The sequence below is a fragment of the Geminicoccus roseus DSM 18922 genome (genome assembly GCF_000427665.1).
GTDB lineage: Bacteria > Pseudomonadota > Alphaproteobacteria > Geminicoccales > Geminicoccaceae > Geminicoccus > Geminicoccus roseus.
Genome location: NZ_KE386572.1, coordinates 132,997 through 151,381, shown reverse-complemented (window position 1 = coordinate 151,381; position 18,385 = coordinate 132,997). Strand labels below are relative to the sequence as shown.

At 69.0% G+C, this 18,385-nt stretch carries 18 protein-coding genes; 10 read left to right on the top strand and 8 right to left on the bottom strand.

Annotated elements, in window-relative coordinates:
- Positions 1–74: 74 nt before the first annotated feature.
- The 7 genes from GEMRO_RS0102065 to GEMRO_RS0102035 form a co-directional block, all read right to left on the bottom strand.
- Complete coding sequence (locus GEMRO_RS0102065) at positions 75–467, bottom strand: response regulator transcription factor (protein WP_027132684.1); 393 nt, start codon at positions 465–467, stop codon at positions 75–77.
- A gap of 103 nt (positions 468–570) precedes the next feature.
- Positions 571–1,188 (bottom strand): response regulator FixJ, encoded by a 618-nt coding sequence (gene fixJ, locus GEMRO_RS0102060; protein WP_027132683.1) that lies wholly within the window; start codon positions 1,186–1,188, stop codon positions 571–573.
- Positions 1,178–2,713 (bottom strand): PAS domain-containing sensor histidine kinase, encoded by a 1,536-nt coding sequence (locus GEMRO_RS27020; RefSeq protein WP_051328587.1) that lies wholly within the window; start codon positions 2,711–2,713, stop codon positions 1,178–1,180. The genes fixJ and GEMRO_RS27020 overlap by 11 nt, the downstream gene beginning before the upstream one ends.
- Positions 2,714–3,139: 426 nt before the next feature.
- Positions 3,140–3,814: an RES family NAD+ phosphorylase gene (locus tag GEMRO_RS0102050; RefSeq protein WP_027132682.1), complete on the bottom strand. Its 675-nt coding sequence runs from the start codon at positions 3,812–3,814 to the stop codon at positions 3,140–3,142.
- On the bottom strand, positions 3,811–4,332 hold the full coding sequence (locus GEMRO_RS0102045) for an MbcA/ParS/Xre antitoxin family protein (RefSeq protein WP_027132681.1): 522 nt from the start codon (positions 4,330–4,332) through the stop codon (positions 3,811–3,813). Before GEMRO_RS0102045 ends, GEMRO_RS0102050 begins: the two co-directional genes overlap by 4 nt.
- Positions 4,333–4,490: 158 nt before the next feature.
- Complete coding sequence (locus tag GEMRO_RS0102040; RefSeq protein ID WP_027132680.1) at positions 4,491–5,078, bottom strand: LOG family protein; 588 nt, start codon at positions 5,076–5,078, stop codon at positions 4,491–4,493.
- A gap of 14 nt (positions 5,079–5,092) precedes the next feature.
- The gene (locus GEMRO_RS0102035; RefSeq protein WP_027132679.1) at positions 5,093–5,968 is read right to left on the bottom strand and encodes a branched-chain amino acid aminotransferase; all 876 of its coding nucleotides are present in this window, start codon (positions 5,966–5,968) and stop codon (positions 5,093–5,095) included.
- 161 nt (positions 5,969–6,129) lie between these two features.
- On the opposite strand from GEMRO_RS0102035, the gene GEMRO_RS27015 reads away from it, so the two are divergent.
- The 8 genes from GEMRO_RS27015 (at position 6,130) to GEMRO_RS0101995 (ending at position 13,285) form a co-directional block, all read left to right on the top strand.
- The gene (locus GEMRO_RS27015; protein ID WP_051328586.1) at positions 6,130–6,621 is read left to right on the top strand and encodes a MarR family winged helix-turn-helix transcriptional regulator; all 492 of its coding nucleotides are present in this window, start codon (positions 6,130–6,132) and stop codon (positions 6,619–6,621) included.
- A 31-nt stretch (positions 6,622–6,652) separates the two neighbouring features.
- Complete coding sequence (locus tag GEMRO_RS0102025; RefSeq protein ID WP_027132678.1) at positions 6,653–7,348, top strand: response regulator; 696 nt, start codon at positions 6,653–6,655, stop codon at positions 7,346–7,348.
- On the top strand, positions 7,339–8,694 hold the full coding sequence (locus GEMRO_RS0102020; RefSeq protein WP_051328585.1) for an ATP-binding protein: 1,356 nt from the start codon (positions 7,339–7,341) through the stop codon (positions 8,692–8,694). The genes GEMRO_RS0102025 and GEMRO_RS0102020 overlap by 10 nt, the downstream gene beginning before the upstream one ends.
- A gap of 109 nt (positions 8,695–8,803) precedes the next feature.
- On the top strand, positions 8,804–9,412 hold the full coding sequence (locus tag GEMRO_RS0102015) for a Maf family protein (protein ID WP_035484611.1): 609 nt from the start codon (positions 8,804–8,806) through the stop codon (positions 9,410–9,412).
- Positions 9,413–9,419: 7 nt separating this feature from the next.
- Positions 9,420–10,097, top strand: a complete 678-nt coding sequence (gene coaE, locus GEMRO_RS27010) for a dephospho-CoA kinase (protein WP_084506427.1) — start codon at positions 9,420–9,422, stop codon at positions 10,095–10,097.
- Positions 10,090–10,767 carry a DNA polymerase III subunit epsilon gene (dnaQ, locus tag GEMRO_RS0102005; RefSeq protein ID WP_027132675.1) on the top strand — a complete coding sequence of 226 codons (678 nt, stop codon included), beginning with the start codon at positions 10,090–10,092 and terminating at the stop codon, positions 10,765–10,767. Before coaE ends, dnaQ begins: the two co-directional genes overlap by 8 nt.
- Positions 10,768–10,931: 164 nt before the next feature.
- A complete protein-coding gene (locus GEMRO_RS0102000) occupies positions 10,932–12,146 on the top strand; it encodes an NADP-dependent isocitrate dehydrogenase (protein ID WP_027132674.1) in 1,215 nt (404 codons plus the stop codon).
- 65 nt (positions 12,147–12,211) lie between these two features.
- Positions 12,212–13,285 (top strand): VanZ family protein, encoded by a 1,074-nt coding sequence (locus GEMRO_RS0101995; protein WP_027132673.1) that lies wholly within the window; start codon positions 12,212–12,214, stop codon positions 13,283–13,285.
- 174 nt (positions 13,286–13,459) lie between these two features.
- Here GEMRO_RS0101995 and GEMRO_RS0101990 read toward each other — a convergent pair whose 3' ends face one another.
- On the bottom strand, positions 13,460–15,184 hold the full coding sequence (locus GEMRO_RS0101990) for a DUF4114 domain-containing protein (RefSeq protein ID WP_027132672.1): 1,725 nt from the start codon (positions 15,182–15,184) through the stop codon (positions 13,460–13,462).
- 571 nt (positions 15,185–15,755) lie between these two features.
- Here GEMRO_RS0101990 and GEMRO_RS0101980 point away from each other — a divergent pair.
- Positions 15,756–16,796 carry a sugar ABC transporter substrate-binding protein gene (locus GEMRO_RS0101980; protein WP_027132671.1) on the top strand — a complete coding sequence of 347 codons (1,041 nt, stop codon included), beginning with the start codon at positions 15,756–15,758 and terminating at the stop codon, positions 16,794–16,796.
- A gap of 82 nt (positions 16,797–16,878) precedes the next feature.
- Positions 16,879–18,384, top strand: coding sequence for a sugar ABC transporter ATP-binding protein (locus GEMRO_RS0101975; RefSeq protein ID WP_027132670.1), 1,506 nt, complete (start codon positions 16,879–16,881; stop codon positions 18,382–18,384).
- The last annotated feature ends 1 nt before the right edge of the window (position 18,385 follow it).

Sequence of the window (18,385 nt, the reverse complement as noted above, 5' to 3'; positions counted from 1 at the left end):
ATGGATAGCCGGCTGCGAACCGCGGCGAAAATCCGATGCTTCCCTAAGGGATGTCCCTGAGGTGGGGCTCTCGGTCAGCCCGGCGCGCCGGTCCTGTCCGCCGGGAGCAGGGAGCGGATGGTGTCGATGAGCGCCTCGTCGGACAGAGGCTTCTCGAGGACGGCGTGGAAGCCGGCGCGGGCCGCCTGGCCGCGCATGTCGGCGTCGGCCCTGGCGGTGATCAGGATGGCCGGGATGTGGACCAGCCGCCGGTGCAGCTCGTCGATGAGCTCGATGCCGGTCATGGCGGGCATGAAGTAGTCCACCACGAGGCAGTCGGCCGGCAGCGCCGCCGCATCGGCCAGAACCTCGCGGCCGCCCTGGTAGGCCTGGACGTCGAGGCCTTCCAGCTCCAGGACGAACTTCAGCGAGCTGCGGACGGCATCGTCGTCATCAACAATGATGACGGAGCCTGGGCGGGTGGCCATGAGCGACTTTCCGGGCTTCCTGGCACAAACGGCGTCGCGTCCGTGCGATCTCCAATATGGTCCGCGGAGGCAAGATCCGCACCACCGGAGAAACCCTTAGGTTCTACCCCGCACCCGTGCCGGCCAGCAGCGCCATCCGCACCAGTTCGGAGAGGCTGCCCGCCCGCATCTTGGTCATGACGTTCGCCCGGTAGATCTCGATGGTGCGCGGGCTGATGCCAAGGTCGTAGGCGATGACCTTGTTCGGCTTGCCGGCCACCAGCCCATCCAGGACCTGGCGCTCACGCTCCGACAGGGAATCGAGGCGGGCCTGGATCTCGGCGAGCTGGGAATCGCGCTGCGTGTCCACCGCCCCCAGGGAGAGGGCTGCATGGATGGCGCCGAGAAGGGCCTCGTCGTCGAAGGGCTTCTCGATGAAGTCGACGGCACCCGCCTTGATCGCCTCGACCGCGAGCGGCACGTCGCCATGGCCGGTGATCATGATGATCGGCAGCCTGACGCCCAGCTCGGCGAGGCGGCGCTGGAGCTGCAGCCCGTCCATTCCGGGCATGCGGATATCGGTCACCAGGCAGCCCTTCGGGCGCTTCGGCAGCGCTTCCAGGAAGGCCAGGGCCGAATCGTAGAGCCGGACCGAAAGGTCGGCCGAGCCCAGCAGGAAGGCGAGGGACTGGCGGACCGCGATGTCGTCGTCGACCACGTGCACGATCGCGTCATGGCTCATGGTTCAGTTCCTCCTCCCTGATGGCCCGGAGCGTGAAGCGGAACACGGTCCCGCCGTCCGGCCCGGCCTCCGCCCAGATCTTGCCGCCATGGGACTCGACGATCGTCCGGCAGATCGACAGGCCTACCCCCATGCCGTGCTTCTTGGTGGTGATGAACGGATGGAAGAGCTGCTGGGCGATCTCGGCCGCGATGCCGGGCCCGGTATCGCTCACGCTGACCTGCACCATGCTGCCGGGCTGGGCATCGGTCTGCACGAGCAGCTCGCGCCTGAGCGATTCCTGCATCGCCTCAATGGCGTTGCGGATGAGGTTGAGCAAGACCTGCTGGATCTGGATCCGGTCGACCAGGACCAGCGGCGCCTCGGGATCGAAGCGGAAGCCGACCCGCACGCCCTTTTCCTTGGCCCCGACCAGCGCCAGCGCGCTCGCCTCCTCGATCAGCTTCGCCAGATGCTCGACATGGCGCTCGCTCTCGCCGCGCGCCACGAACTCGCGCAGGTGCCGGATGATCTGGCCGGCGCGCAGCGCCTGCTCGGCGGCCTGCTCGACCGCCTGGCGCAGCATCACCGCCTTCTCCTCGGTGCTGCGCTCGAGCAGGCGCCGGCAGCCCTTCAGGTAGTTCGAGACCGCGGTGAGCGGCTGGTTGATCTCGTGCGCGAGGGTGGAGGCCATCTCGCCCAGCGCCGTGAAGCGCGACATGTGGACGAGTTCGGCCTGCAGTTCCTGCAGCCGGGTCTCGGTCCGCTGGCGCTCGGTCAGGTCGCGGATGAAGCCGGTGAAGTAGCGCTTGCCGCCGGAGGACATCTCGCCGACCGCGAGTTCCATCGGGAAGGTCGAGCCGTCCTTGCGCAGGCCGACCACGACCCGCCCGATGCCGATGATCCGGCGCTCGCCGGTGGCGAGGTAGCGCTTCAGGTAGGCGTCGTGCTGCTCCCGGTACGGGCTGGGCATCAGGATCTTGACGTTCTGGCCGACGGCGTCGGCCGCGCTGTAGCCGAACAGACGTTCCGCCGTGACGCTGAAGGACTGCATCCAGCCCTGCTCGTCGATCACCACCATGGCGTCCGGCACGGTATCCAGGATGGACTGGAGGTGGGCCTCGCGGGCCCGCAACGTCCGTTCGGCCTCGACCCGGCCGGTGACGTCCCGCGTCACCTTGGCATAGCCGCGCACATGGCCCGCCTCGTCCCGCAGCAGGGTCATGACGACGTGCGCGATATAGGTCGATCCATCCTTGCGCGTGAGGACGGTCTGCTCCTCGAAGCGCCCCGTCCGGCGCACGATGTCGAGGTGGCGCTCCGGCACGCCCGCCGCGATGGCTTCCTCGGGATAGAAGATCGAGAGGTGGCGGCCGATGACCTCCTCGTCGCGCCAGCCATTGATGCGTTCGGCGCCCGAGTTCCAGATGGAGATCCGCCCCTGTGGATCCAGAAGGATGATGGCGAAGTCGGGTATCGAGTCGAGAACGAGTTCCAGACTGGTCGTGAGTTCGGGATCGCCCGGCGCTGGTGCTGAATTCGCCAAGAAGCTTCTCCTACCGGAGGACAGGGGCGCCGGGTGGTTACGGCCTCCTCGTCCCGAGCGGAAAAATGCGCATATCTTTATGTAATTTATATTCCATGATGGAACTACGTCTGCGCGTTGGATCCCGTGATCTGATCATCCGCATGATATTGCTACCGGCTGCAGACCATCTACTCCATGGGATGATGCGATCGCATCGACCCTGCCACAAGGTTCTCCTGCTGGGTGCTGCCTCGCTTTCTGCAGAGGTCCAGCACCGCTTCCCCTGAGAATCACGGCGGGGGATGGACCCGGATTTCATGCCTGGCGCCGCGGCAGGTCGCTGGTGGGCTGGCGCTGACGTTTCACGATGCCAGCTTGTCACGGACCAGGCCAAGGTGCGCTAGATGAGCCACCGGTGCCGGCCAGTGTCCGCTCGGTTCTGGACTAGGTGTCCGAGAGCTTGCGCACCTCGATCCGGCGCTCGGCGGCCACCGCCAGTATCTCGAAATGGTCGGCCTGCACCACGTCCGTCACCTGGGTCGGACGGTAGGCGGCGACGCTCTGCCCACCCTGGCGGCGCAGGCTGTCGTACAGGATGCCGGAACCCCCCTCGGCCCGGACGGCCTCGCCGAATGCCTGCGAGGCCTCGTAGCGGTCCGGCGCATAGACCTCAGGGAGCGCTGCCTGCTGGCCACGGATGTCGAGATAGTCGCCCAGCAACCGGGCGGCATAGCTGCGGAAGGTCCGGCGCATCTGCGGCACGCTGCGCGCCACCGCTTCCCGGCGAAGATGGTGGCCGACTTCAGCGGCGGCGGTGCGCACGTCATCGGCCGCGTACCATGCGCCCAGATCCGGACCATTGAAGCGGCTGCCCTCCGGCGCGCCGTGCAGGAGGGCAGCCATCACCACGCTGGCGTTGCTGCGCCCATAGACCCATTCCCGCTCGGGCAGGCGCCGGATCCGCTCGGGCACCAGCCGGTCGTTGGTCCAGCCGACCAGTTCCAACACGGCCGGCAGGTCGGCGGCCGTGGCCACCGTGTCGAACAAGCCGATGGGCGGGAACTGCGAGGGCACCAGCCGGCAGGATGGTTGTGGCGCGGGAGCGAGCGGCCCGCTCACCGGAAGACGATCTCGCGGTCCGTGTAGGGGGCAGGGTCGGCATCGACCGCGTTGGGGGCCATGTAGAGCCCGCCCCTGGCGGCATCGAGGAAGCGCCGCACCGTCAGCAGCCCATCCTGCGAGCCGCTGGTGACGAGGCTAATCGGCGGATGTCCGCCGAACACCAGGGCCGCATGCGGCGCCCGCAGCCACTGCACCCCGGCCTGTTCATCGCGAAACACGACGCCCAGCGCCTGGTGGATGCCGAGCACGGCCGAGATGCGGGTCAGCACATCGGCATCGAGGGTGAAGCCGCCATGCTCGCGCGCCAGCCGGCACCAGTTCTGATAGGTCGAGCGGGCGGGATAGCCCAACACTAGCCGCCGCTCGTCCTCGGTGAGGCGCCAAAGATCAGCGATGGTCAAAAAGGTCCGCAGGGCAGGGGGGCTCAACTCCCTGCGACGAACGGGATCGAAGCGCGACCTGTCGAGGATCTGCGGGCCAGCCCCGACCGGCGCCTGTCCGTGCGCACCCAACATGCTCTTCAGGGCTCCTTGTCCAAATCTAGACATGGGCCAAGTCTGCTCATGGTGCAAGTGTCTTGAGGAGACGCACTGCAGCCAGATGCTGCCGCTCCTCCAGCCAATGCATGTGCCTGTCGACGATGCTGGTCAGGAAGGGGTCGACGGAGCCCGGCCTAGGCCAGCTCGGCCGTTCCGGGAGCGGCCTCGGCCAGGCGCAGGGCAGCCTCGACGTCCGCGGCTTCGGCCGCCAGGGCCAGGGCGGAGGGCCCGGCGAAGCCCTCGTCGACCAGGTGGCGGGCCAGGGCCAGCCAGGGCGCCCAGAACCGGCCGGTCGAATCCAGGAGCACGATCGGCTTGCGGTGCTCGTCCAGCTGCTTCAGCGTCAGCACGTCGAGCAGTTCATCCACCGTGCCGAACCCGCCGGGCAGGACGATGTAGGCGTCGCTGCCGTCGATCAGCAGGCGCTTGCGCTCGAACATGGTGTCGACCACGTCGAGCTTCTGCAGGCCCGGCATCGCCACCTCTCGGCCGACCAGATGCTGGGTGATGATGCCGTGGACCTGGCCGCCGCCATCCAGCACCGCCTGGGCGACGATCCCCATCAGGCCGACATGGCCGCCGCCATAGACCAGCCGCCAGCCGCGCCCGCCGATGGCCTGGCCCAGTTCCTTCGCCAGCGCGGCATGGACCGGGTCGCGGCCCGGGCGCGAGCCGCAGAACACCGCGACCTGGAGCGGGCGCCCGGAGCTGGTGGCGTCCATGGCCAAGCCGCCGGTCAGGCCGCGGCCTTCTCGTGGGCGCGGGTCGCGGCGTGGAAGTCCTGGAGAAGCTGCTGGGTGATCGGCCCGACCTGGTAGCTCAGCTCGTCGATCGCGCGCACCGGGGTGATCTCGGCGGCGGTGCCGGTCACGAAGATCTCCTGCGCGCCCGGCAGCTCCTCCGGCTTGATGTGCCGCTCGATCACCTCGATCCCGCGCGCCTTGGCCAGCTCGATCACGGTGCGGCGGGTGATGCCGTTCAGGATGCAGTCGGCGATCGGGGTGTGCAGCTTGCCGTCCAGGACCAGGAAGATGTTGGCGCCGGTGGTCTCCGCGACATAGCCGCGATAGTCCAGCATCAGCGCGTCGCCGAACCCCTTGGCCTCGGCGTCGTGCTTGCAGATCGTGCAGATCATGTAGAGGCCGGCGGCCTTGGCGTGCACCGGGGCGGTGTTCGGCGCCGGACGGTCGTAGATCGCCCGGGTCAGGCGCAGGTCGGAGTAATAGGCGCCCCACTTCCACACCGCGATCGCGACATGGATCTTCGACGCCTGCGCCGCCACGCCCATCATTTCGCTGCCCCGCCAGGCGATCGGCCGGACATAGCAGTCCGACAGCTCGTTCTTGGCGATGGTGGCGACCGTCGCCTCGTCGATCTGCTCGACCGTCCAGGGGATCTCGAAGCCTAAGACCCGGCCGCTGTCGATCAGGCGCTGGCTGTGCTCGCGCAGCTTGAACACCTTGCCGCCATAGGCGCGCTCGCCCTCGAACACCGCGCTGGCATAGTGCAACCCGTGGGTGAGCACATGCAGCCTGGCGTCGCGCCACGGTACCATCTCGCCATCGTACCAGATCCAGCCGTCGCGGTCGTGGTAGGGGATCAGCGCTGCCATGGTGGACGAACCTCGGTGTGGACGGGTCGCGACGGGTAAGAACGAGTCGTCGACGGTGCTGGGCGCGCTATCACCCATGATCCCGGGATGTCAACGGAACCCCGCGCGTGCTAGGCAGCCTGTGCCGCGCAGGCGTCCAGAAAAGACAAGCGATAGGACCCATGAGCACCGGCAACCCGCTCTTCCTGCGCGACGAGGACCTGGACGACGCGATCCTGATGATCGAGCGGGCCCAGCGTCTCGTCGCCTCCGATGTGGCCGACGCCCTCGATCATCTCAGCCTGGGCGCCACCCACGACCTCGTGCTGCGGCTGGTCGCCCGCCGGCCGGGCGTGGCGATGGTCGAGCTGAAGCGCACCATCGCCGCCAGCAAGCAGACCCTGTCCCGGGTGATCTCGGAGCTGGAGGCGAAGGGCCTGGTGCAGCTGGAGCAGCGGGCGGCCGACCGCCGGCAGCGCCCCGCCCGGATCACCGAGACCGGCCGCGCGCTTCTGGCGGAGCTCGACCAGCTCCGCCGCCGCCGGCTGCGCCGCGCCTTCCGGATGGTCGGGCCCGAGGCGGTGGGCGGCTTCCGCCAGGTCCTGGAGATGCTGCTCGACCCGCGCGCCGAGCCGGCCGCCCAGGCGGCGCAGCGCAGCCTGACCACCTCCTGAGGAAGGTTTCGAGCATGAGCGAGCCCCCTGCATGAGCGAGTTGGGCGAGCGCCACCTCCTGGTGGTCGACGACGATCCGCGCCTGCGCCAGCTCCTGCAGCGCTTTCTGGTCCAGGAGGGCTACCGGGTCTCGGTGGCGGCCGACCTGGCCGAGGCGCGCCACGCCCTGGAAGGGGTGATGTTCGACCTGGTGGTGCTGGACGTGATGCTGCCGGACGGCGACGGGGTGAGCTTCACCGCCGAGATCGGCCGCAGCCGCGACCTGCCGGTGCTCCTGCTCACCGCGCGCGGCGAATCCGACGACCGGATCGCCGGGCTGGAGGCCGGGGCCGAGGACTATCTGGCCAAGCCGTTCGAGCCGCGCGAACTGGCGCTGCGGATCGCGGCGATCCTGCGGCGCGCCGGGCCGCGCGAGGCCGGCACGGTCTCGTTCGGCCATCTGCGCTACGACCCGGCGATGAAGGAACTGTTCGACGAGCACGGCCCGGTGCGCCTGACCGATGGCGAGACCGCGCTGATCGACTTCCTGGCGGTGCGCGCCGACCGGCCGCTGACCCGGTTCGAGATCGCCACCGGGGTGGGGCTGGACGGATCGGACCGGGCGGTCGACGTGGCGGTGACCCGGCTGCGCCGCAAGATCGAGCCGGATCCCAAGGCGCCGCGCCACCTCGTGACGGTGCGCGGCGAGGGCTACATGCTCAAGACCGGCGGCGACCGGTGGCCGTGACCGCCGCCCCGTCCGCCAGCGCCGAGCGCCGGGTGCGCCGGGGCGTGATGCCGCGCTCCCTGTTCGGCCGCTCGCTGCTGATCGTGCTGCTGCCGCTGATCATCCTGCAGCTGATCGTCGCCTATATCTTCTATGTCCGGCACTGGGACACGGTCACCCGCTGGCTGGCGCTGGGCCTGGCCGGCGAGACCGCGCTGATCGCCGACATGATCGAGCAGCGGCCGCAGGAGCGCGAATCCTTCCTGCAGCTGGCCCGCGAGCGCACCAGCCTGGCCCTGTCGTTCGAGCCCGGCGCCGACCTGGACGCGGCGGCCAAGGTCGCCGGGATCGACGACGACACGGTGCCCGACACGATCCGCGAGGTGTTCGCCGAGAAGCTGAAGCGGCCGTTCCGGATCGAGCTGCGCGCCGACCAGGACGACCGGTTCGCGGTCTGGGTCGCGGCCGATGGCGGGATCCTGCGGGTGCTGGCCGAGAAGAAGCGGCTCACCAGCACCACCACGACCTTGTTCATGCTCTGGATGGTCGGTGCCTCGGCGGTGCTGCTGCTGGTCGCGATCTATTTCCTGGGCCGCCAGGTCCGCCCGATCCGGCGCCTGGCCGAGGCGGCCGACAGTTTCGGCAAGGGCCGCGACATCGGCGACTTCCGGCTGGAGGGCGCCACCGAGATCCGCCGCGCCGGCCATGCCTTCAACCTGATGCGCCAGCGCATCCTGCGCTTCATGCACCAGCGCACCGACATGCTGGCCGCGGTCAGCCACGACCTGCGCACGCCGCTCACCCGCATGAAGCTGGAGCTGGCGATGATGCCCAAGGACGATCCGGCGATCGCCGACCTGACCAGCGATGTCGAGGAGATGCAGCGCCTGGTCGATGTCTATCTGAGCTTCGTGCGCGGCGAGGGGCGCGAGCCGCCGGAGCTGGTGGACCTGCAGGCGGTGCTGGGGGAGATGGCCGAGCGGGCCGCGCGCGGCGGGGCGGAGGTGGTGCTGGAGCCGGGCCCGCCCGTCCGCCTGCCGCTGCGGCCGCTGGCGATCCGCAGCTGCCTGGCCAACCTGGTCGACAACGCCGTCCGCCATGGCCGGCGGATCGGGCTGGGCCTGGCGCTGGGCACCCATTACGTGACGGTGCATGTCGACGATGACGGGCCGGGCATCCCTGCCGACCAGCGCGACAAGGTGTTCCAGGCCTTCACCCGGCTGGACCCGGCCAGGCGGCGCAGCACCGGCGGCGTCGGGCTGGGCCTGACCATCGCCCGCGACGTGGCGCTGGGCCATGGCGGCGACATCGACATGAGCCGCTCGCCTTTGGGCGGCCTGCGCGCCTCGCTGCGGCTGCCGCGCTGAGGGCAGGGCGCCCTGCGCCACGCCCGGCTTGTGCGCCCGGCGGCGTCTCGGTAGACCCCGCTTCGTCCGGTTGATTCCCGCCGGGCCCAGCCTTTGGCGCACGAGGACGATGGCCGAGCCTCCCCTGCTGATCCTGGCGTCGCAGAGCCCGGCCAGGCGCCGCATGCTCGAGGCGGCCGGGCTGAGCCTGGTCGCCGAAGCGGCCTCGGTCGACGAATCCGAGATGAAGCACGCCCTGGCCGCGGAGGGCGTCAGCGCCCAGGACGCGGCGGTGATCCTGGCCGAGGTCAAGGCGCAGCGGGTGGCGGCCCGGTATGGTGGCGACGCGCTGGTCCTGGGGGCCGACCAGATGCTGGAGGTCGAGGGGCGCTGGCTGGACAAGCCGGAGACCCTGGACGGCGCCCGCGAGCAGCTCCGGCAGCTGCGCGGCCGCCAGCACCGGCTCTGGAGCGCTGCCGTGCTGTTCCGCTCCGGCGCCCGCATCTGTCACCATGTCGCCCATGCCGACCTGTGGATGCGGCCGTTCACCGACGAGTTCCTGGAGGACTACCTGGCGCGGGCCGACGACGGGGTCTGGCAGTCGGTGGGCGCCTACCATCTGGAGGGTGCCGGCGCCCAGCTGTTCACCAAGACCAGCGGCGACTATTTCACGATCCTGGGCCTGCCGCTCCTGCAGGTCCTGCAGGCGCTGCGCGACCAGGGCGTGCTGCGGCGGTGAGCGGCCCTTGCTGCTGATCGGCCTGACCGGATCGATCGCCACCGGCAAGAGCCACGTGGCCGGCCTGTTCAGGGCCATGGACGTGCCGGTGTTCGATGCCGACCAGGCCGTGCACCTGATGTTCCGGCCGGGCGGCGCCGCGGTGGCGCCGGTGGCCCTGGCCTTCCCGGGCGTGCTGGCCGCCGACGGGGCGCTCGACCGCGCCCTGCTCGGCAAGGCGGTGTTCGGCGACCAGGCCAAGCTGCGGCGCCTGGAGGCGATCGTCCACCCGCTGGTGCGCCAGGCGGAGCGCGACTTCCTGGAAGCCGCCGCCCGGCGCCGCACGCCCGTGGTGGTGCTGGACATCCCGCTCCTGTTCGAGACCGCGGGCGAGCGCCGGGTCGACCGGGTCGTGGTGGTCGGCTGCTCCGACGCGCTGCAGGAGCAGCGGGCGCTGCGCCGGCCCGGCATGACAAGCGAGCGGCTGGCGCGGATCCGTGCCCAGCAGGTCCCGACCCCGACCAAGCGGCGTCTGGGCGATTTGTTCATTCCCTCGGGCTATGATCGGGGAGCGGTGCAGCGGCGGCTGGTCGGCTTCCTGGACAGCCTGGCAGGGCCGGGCGGTCAGCCGGAGCCGGCAGCACTGGTCTGGCCGCACCGCTATGCCCTGGCCGCCCGGATCAGCGAAAGGACGCGACATGCGTGAGATCGTGCTCGACACCGAGACCACCGGGCTGAACCCGCGCGACGGCCACCGGATCCTGGAGATCGCCTGCCTGGAGCTGGTCCACCAGGTGCCGACCGGCAAGTCGTTCTATTCGCTGATCGACCCGCAGCGCGACGTGCCCGAGGACGCCGCGCGCATCCACGGGATCACCACGGAGAAGCTGGTCGGCCAGCCGCGCTTCAAGCAGGTCGCCAGGGAGTTCCTGGACTTCATCGGCGACGACCCGCTGATCATCCACAACGCGCCGTTCGACATGCGCTTCCTCAACGCCGAGCTGTTCCGGGCAAGGCTTCCCGAACTGCCCTCGGACCGCGCAATCGACACGCTGATGATGGCGCAGCGCAAGTTCCCGGGGGCGCCGGCCAGCCTGGACGCCTTGTGCCGGCGCTTCTCCATCGACAATTCCGGCCGGGTGTTCCACGGCGCCCTGCTCGACTGCGAACTGCTGGCAGAGGTCTACGTCAACCTTTTGGGCGGGCGGCAGGCGGCGCTCGGCTTCTCGGTGGAGGCGGAGCGCAGCGGGCCGGCCCTGGGACGGATCGAGCGGCCGTTCCGCCCCGCCCGCCCGCATGCCGCCAGCGAGGCGGAGCTCCTGGCCCATGCGGGGTTCGTCGCCAAGATCAAGGACGCGCTCTGGAACCAGGCGTGACGGCGGCCGAAAACCGGCTTCCGGGCCGCGCGCAGCCGCCGAGAACAGGTCAGCGTTGCGTCGATGCGGCGGCGGCAGGCGTTGATCGGTGCGCCCAAGCCTAGCTAGAAGGCCCGCACGCGGCGCGGGCGGACGTTTCGGACCTGCGGCAGAAGGAGCCACCCATGGCGAAGATCAAGGTCAAGAACCCGATCGTCGAGCTCGACGGCGACGAGATGACCCGGATCATCTGGCAGATGATCAAGGACAAGCTGATCCTGCCCTATCTGGACATCGACCTGAAGTATTACGACCTGGGCGTCGAGCATCGCGACGCGACCTCCGACCAGGTGACGGTCGACGCCGCCGAGGCGATCAAGAAGTACAATGTCGGCGTGAAGTGCGCCACGATCACCCCCGACGAGCAGCGCGTCGAGGAGTTCAAGCTCAAGAAGATGTGGAAGTCGCCGAACGGCACGATCCGCAACATCCTGGGCGGGACCATCTTCCGCGAGCCGATCATCTGCAAGAACGTGCCGCGCCTGGTGCCGGGCTGGACCCAGCCGATCGTGATCGGCCGCCATGCCTTCGGCGACCAGTACCGCGCCACCGACTTCAAGGTGCCGGGCAAGGGCAAGCTGACCATCACCTTCCAGCCCGAGGACGGCTCCGCGCCGATCCACCACGAGGTCTACGACTTCCAGGCGGCCGGCGTGGCGATGGCCATGTACAACCTGGACGAATCGGTGCGCGAGTTCGCCCGCGCGTCGATGAACTACGCGCTGCAGCGCGGCTGGCCGCTCTACCTGTCGACCAAGAACACGATCCTGAAGGCCTATGACGGGCGCTTCAAGGACCTGTTCCAGGAGGTGTACGACGCGGAGTTCGCCGGCAAGTTCAAGGAAGCCGGGGTGACCTACGAGCACCGGCTGATCGACGACATGGTCGCCTGCGCGATGAAGTGGTCGGGCGGCTATGTCTGGGCCTGCAAGAACTATGACGGCGACGTGCAGTCCGACACGGTGGCGCAGGGCTTCGGCTCGCTGGGCCTGATGACCTCGGTGCTGATGACCCCGGACGGCGGCACCATTGAGGCCGAGGCGGCGCACGGCACGGTGACCCGCCACTACCGCGAGCACCAGAAGGGCAAGCAGACCTCCACCAACCCGATCGCCTCGATCTTCGCCTGGACCCGCGGCTTGACCTATCGCGGCAAGATCGACGGCACGCCGGACGTGGAGCAGTTCGCCGCGACCCTGGAAAAGGTCTGCGTCGACACGGTCGAGGGCGGCCAGATGACCAAGGACCTGGCGGTGCTGATCGGGCCGGAGCAGCCCTGGCTCACTACCACGGGCTTCTTGGACGCGCTCGACAAGCAGCTCGCCAAGGCCCTGTCCTGAACGATCCGCACCCGCACGGGGCCCGGCGGGCGGCATGGCGCCGCCCGTTCGCGGCCCTGCGCGCGATGATCGAGGCGCACCGGCCGGGCCGGTTGCGCGAGCGCTTCCTGGTCCACGAGGAGATCAGCGCGCTCCTCACGCCCGGCCTGCGCGTCACCGCCCTGCTGGTGGTGCTGGCCAGCTATTTCGTGGCGGTGTTCTGGCCGCTGCACTGGCGGCTGCCCAAGCAGCAGCTCAACCAGGTCGAGATCGCCGCCGACGGCCATGCCCTGTTCGCTAAGCCAGGCCTGCTGCGCAGCTACCAGCCGCCCGGCTGGCTGGACGACGTGGTGCAGGGCCTGCCCCTGCGCGTCCACCTGGAGGTGGTGCCGGCCCCGCCGCACCCGCGTTTCATCGGCCGGATGTTCGGCCTGAGCGGCGGGGCGAACGGCCGGCTGCTCTCGCTCGACCGGGAGGGGCCGGCCCTGCTGGTGCATCTGCGCGGCAAGGGCACCAACCATGAGGGGGCGCCGCCGATCCGGGTCCCGAACGTGTTCACGGACGGGGTGCCGGTGACGATCGACCTGGAGCTGTTGGGGCCAAGGCTCACCGTGGCGATCGACGGCCGGCAGGTGATCAACCGCACCTATCCCTACGACCCGCGCCGGCGCTGGAACGGCACCTACCAGGCGGTGGTGGGCAGCGACCTGAACATCCGCCGCTATTTCCTGGGCGAGATCCTGAAGGCTGAGGTGCAGGCCGGCAGCCGCCAGGTCGACCTGCTGGCGCCGGGCGTCCTGGATCGCCCGCCGCGGATGTGGTTCCTGCACCGCGAGCCGCGCCTGACCATGCTGGAGGACCTGGGCACCGCCGATGCCTGGCAGAACGTCTTAGGCTTCGTGCCGCTCGGCATGGTCGCGGCGATCTGGCCGGGCGCCACGGTGTTCTCGGTGCTGGCGACCGGGCTTGCGGTCAGCGGCACCATCGAGTTCACCCAGCTCACCGTGCCCGGCCGGGTGCCGTCGGTCGACGACATCATCACCAACGTCACCGGCGCGCTGCTCGGCTGGCTGGTGATCTTCCTGCTGCGCCTGGCGCTGGACCTGTGGGGCGCCAGCGCCTCGGCGCGCTCCACCCTCTCGGACGCACGCTCCCGCTGACATCCGTCCGGCGTGACGCTGGGCGTATCGGCCTGCAACCCTGCCGCCGGACCGCCTGCGCGCTGAGCCGGCACCCCAGTCACTTGCCGCGGATGCCGTGCACCATCCAGCAAGGCGGGGATGGCCCGGCAACGACTGCCGGGACATCCCCGCGCTGGTCCCTGGCGACGCCTGTCAGGCGGCGATGACCTGGGACGCGGCCGGCTCCTGCAGGAGCGAGGCGAGTTCGGTGCCGGTGGGCGCCAGGGTCGCCTCGATCGACAGAGAGCTGCCGGCCGACGGAGCGTCGTCGTCCAGGTCGAGAACCAGGGGCGCCACGGGTGCCGAACCTGGATCGGCCACGGAAAGGGTCGGCTGCACGGTGGTCGCGTCGCCGTCCGATCCGACCACCCGCACCGAGACCTGGTTGGCCACGCCGTCGGTGATGTCGATGCCGGTCAGGGAGAACGCGAAGCGCAGCCCGAACGGCGTCACCGTCAGGTCGGCCACGTCGATCGTCTGCACCACGTCGCCATCCAGCAGGATCTCGACGCTGGCCAGATCGGCGGGCGCGATCGGCGCGGCGCCGAGATCGGCCTCCAGTTCCTCCGGGGTGGTGGTGATCTGGGCCTCGCCGTCGGAATCGATGGCGTCCAGCACGGTTTCGGTGACGGCGGTGCCGATGCCGATCGCATCGATCCGCGCCTCGTGCACGTCGGTCAGGCGGGTCAGCTCGTCCTCGTAGGAGCCGCCGGTATTGGGATTCCCGTCCGAGGCGAAATAAACGATGTTGGTGCCCCCCGCCTGTGCATCGAAGAACAGGCCGGCCTGGTCCAGCGCGTCGGCGTAGTTGGTGATCCCGCCCAGCTGCAGCGCTTCCAAGGCATCATCGACGTCCTCGCCCGGGTCCAGGACCTCCGACGTGCTCGACACCGTGTCGATCGTGATGATCTTGATGTCGACGACGTCCTGCAGGCCGTCCTCGATGATCGACTGGTTGAGCGCCTCGAAGGCGGCGATCGCGCCGTCCAGCCGGGTATTGAACCGGCCATCTCCGTTCAGGTCGCCCACGTCGCCGCCGAAATCGGAGAGCATCGAGCCCGAGGTGTCGATCACGAAGGCGACGTTGAACGGTGGCTGCGCGATCCCGCCCAGATTGATGAAGCCTTCGATCTCGATGACGTCGTCGGTGGTGGCGACTTCGCTGGTGAGGCTGGCCGCCAGGGTCTGGCCGGTGGAGGGGATGGTCGCCTGGTCGGTAGCCGTCTGCGTGGGCGAGGGCTCCCCGCTGGCGATCGTCGTCACCTCGATCACCAGGTCGTTGAAGTCCAGATCGGCGAAGCGGTGGCCCGCGCGCAGGTCTTCGAAGGCGATCAGCAGATCGCCCTCCTCGTCGGTGCCGGCGATGGCCTGCCCTGCGCCGCCGCTGTTCAGGGCGTTGGCGAAGTCCTCGCCGGTGGGATCGGTCGTGAACATCAGATCGCCTTGAAGGACGACCTCCTGGCCATCCGCGCCGACTTGCACCAAGCGGGGCACCGTTCCGTCAGCGATGCCGGCCGGACTTCCGTCTGCCTTCTCCAGGCGGAACGAGGCGGTGGGATCTAGGTCGCCATTCAGCGCGGCGCCGTTGGCGAGAAGGAAGAAGCCGATCTCGGTGCCGGCGGCAAAGCTGCCGAACGAGGCCTGGCTGATTCCTTCCACCAGGCTGCCCTTGCCGTCATCGACCTCGGGATTGTCCGGATCGAACTTGGTCGAGTTGGTATCCGCGAAAAGAAGACCGACCGAGCCGAACGTGCCGTCCTCGTTCACGGTGTAGTAGCCGAGCGAGTTCTGGTAGCGGCCATTCTCGCCGGCGAGGGTCACCACGACTTCGCCCGTTTCTTCGACAGTCAGCAGGCGGCGATCGATCGGTGCCAGCAAGGACGTGTCGACAGGCTTGGCTTCATTCAGCTCGGAAAGCAGGGATGAAGAAGATGATTGTACCATGTGCAAATAATCCCAACATGTACCCATCATTTCAATGCGAGGGCTGCAACGTTAGGAATGGCATGCTTTGACTATGCCGTATTATGGTTGATCTGTCTGGCAAAGCCGGAATGTCTCGTCAACCACTTTCCGGGCTTGTCATGTAAATACGCATCCTGACGGTGATGTCTGTAGTGATGGCAGGCTGCTTTTCCGCCTCGTTTCCAGGTCGGAGCAGGCTGGTGATCTTCCTGCCGCGCCTGGCGCTGGACCTTGAGGGCAAGCCGGTCGGCTGAGGCTGGAGCCGGCGCGGTGCTTGAGCGGGCTGACCATGGTGCGTGATCGGCTTCTGCCGGCAGGCGGTTCGGGCGGTCCCGGGCGTGGCGGACCATGAGGATTCAGTCAGAGCTGCTAAAGTATGATTTTTGCGGGCAGGCTGCCGCAGGAGCGCTTGCCAAGCCCGACGGCGTCCCTCAAGACTGCCGCGCGCGGTCCGGCGAGACCGCCTTCAGGGAGGTACCTACCGATGACCGACAAGATCGGCGTCACGCCGGAGACCCGGCGTTCGTTCATCCACAAGGTGACCGGCTCCAGCGCCGCGGCCGCGGCCTTGCTGGGCGGCATGGGCATGAGCCCGTTCATGGGTGCGGCACTCGCCCAGGAGATGGGCCGGTCGGAAAAGCCGCTGAAGGCGGCGTTCTCCAATGCCGGCCTCCAGGCGACCTGGTGCGCCCAGGGCAAGCAGGCCGCCGAGTACTGGGGCAAGCTGTTCAACGTCGAGGTCACCTGGTTCGACGGCGAGCTGTCGGCGCCCAAGCAGCGCGCCGCCATCGACAACATGGCTTCGCAGGAGTGGGACTTCGTCGCGATCCAGGCGTTCGGCATCGGCACGCTGACCGACCCGGTCAAGCGGATGATCGACGCCGGCATCCCGGTGATCGACATGGACACGCTGATCGCGCCGCTCGACCAGATTGACGTGCACAGCTTCCTGGCGCCGGACAACGAGTTCATGGGCGCCGCGGTCACCCAGGCCCTGGTGGACGCCATGGGCGGCAAGGGCAAGATCGTGATGACCCAGGGCGCGCTGGGACACACCGGCGCCCAGGGCCGTGCGCGCGGCTTCCACTCGGTGGTCGAGAAGTTCCCCGAGATCGAGGTGCTCGACGAGCAGCCGGCCGACTGGGACGTCACCAAGGCCACCCGGATCTGGGACAGCCTGCTCACCAAGTACCCCGAGATCGACGCGGCGTTCTTCCACAACGACGACATGGCGCTGGCCGCCCAGAACGTCATGAAGGCGCGCGGCCGCGACAACATCCTGGTGGGTGGCGTCGACGCGATGCCGCCGGCGGTCGAGGCGGTCATCGACGGCCGGATGCACGCCACCGTGCGCAACCCGTCCGGGCGCATCCATGGCGGTGCGGTCATGGCGGGCGTGGCGGCGGTGGTCGCCGGCGAGAAGAGCGGCGAGGGGATCCCCAAGCACGTCATCACCGACGGGCCGGTGGTCACCAAGAACAATGCCGAAGGCATGCTCTGGATGCAGCGGCACTTCCTGATCTGATCCGGGCCCGCCACGGCCGGCATCCGCCGGCCGTGGCGCTCGGGGCAGGGCGGACAAGGATGGGCGGGTGTCGGGTGGTGGGATGAGCGCATCGGCGGAAACACCGATCCTGGAGATGATCGGGATCGGCAAGCGGTTCGGCGGCGTGACCGCGCTCACCGGGATCGACTTCGACCTGAAGCGCGGCGAGGTGCACGGCCTGGTCGGCGAGAACGGCGCCGGCAAGTCCACGCTGATGAAGATCATCGCCGGCGTGCACCACAGCTATGACGGCGAGATGCGCATCGATGGCCGGCCGGTGCATTTCCGCTCGGCGCGCGACGCGCTGGCCGCCGGCATCGGCATGGTCCACCAGGAGCTCTCGATCGTCCCGCAACTCTCGGTGGCCGAGAACGTGTTCCTGGGCGTGCAGCCCACCAACGGCATGGGCATCGTCTCCTGGGGGCGGATGAAGCGCGAGGCGGCCGAGCACCTGCACCGGCTGGGCATCGACATCGACCCAGGGCGCGAGGCCGGCGCGCTGCCGATCGGCATGCAGCAGCTGGTCGAGATCAGCCGGGTGCTGTTCTCCGGCGCCCGGATCGTGATCCTGGACGAGCCGACCTCGGCGCTCTCGCCGCCGGAGGTGAAGCATCTGTTCGAGGTGCTGGGGCGGCTGAAGGCGGAGGGCACCACCTTCGTGTTCATCTCCCACTTCCTGGAGGATATCCTGGAAGTGTCGGACCGGGTCACCGTGTTCCGCAACAGCCGCAAGGTCGCCACCACCCAGGCTGCCTCGGTCGACAAGGCCTGGGTGATCGAGCAGATGATCGGCGCCGGCCACCACGAGCTGGCCGACGCGATGCTGGGCGAGATCCCGCTGGAAAGCCCGAAGGGTGCGCCGGTGGTGTTCTCGGCGCGCGGGCTGTTCCGGCCGCGCAGCTTCCAGGACGTCAGCTTCGACGTGAAGGCCGGCGAGGTGCTGGGCCTGTACGGCTTCATGGGCTCCGGCCAGACCGAGCTTGCCCGGGCGCTGATGGGCAAGGCGACCCTGCATGGCGGCACGGTCAGCATGGACGGCAAGCCGATCCGGCTGCGCAACACCTCGGACGCCAAGAAGGCCGGGATCGCGATGGTGCCGGAGAGCCGGCGCGCGATGCTGTTCGCCCACGAGCCGGTCTACAAGAACATCTCGATCAGCATCCTGGAGAAGATCTCGAGCCTGCTGCTCAAGCCCGGCGAGGAGCGCCGGATCGCCCAGGGCCATGTCGACGCGCTCCGGATCCGGCCGTTCTCGGTGGAGCCGGAGGTGCGCAAGCTGTCGGGCGGCAACCAGCAGAAGGTGGCGCTGGCGCGCTGGCTCACCCACCTGCCGCGCCTCCTGGTGCTTTCCGAGCCCACCAAGGGCATGGATGTCGGCGCCAAGGACGACGTGGTGAAGATCGTCAAGGGGCTGAAGGAGAAGGGGGTGGCGGTGGTCGTGACGTCGGCGGAGCCGGAAACGGTGCTGACGCTGGCCGACCGCATCCTGGTGATGCGCAAGGGCGAGATCACCGAAGAGTTCGCCGACCGCGGGGTGAGCAAGGACCAGCTCCTCGCGGCTGCTTGAA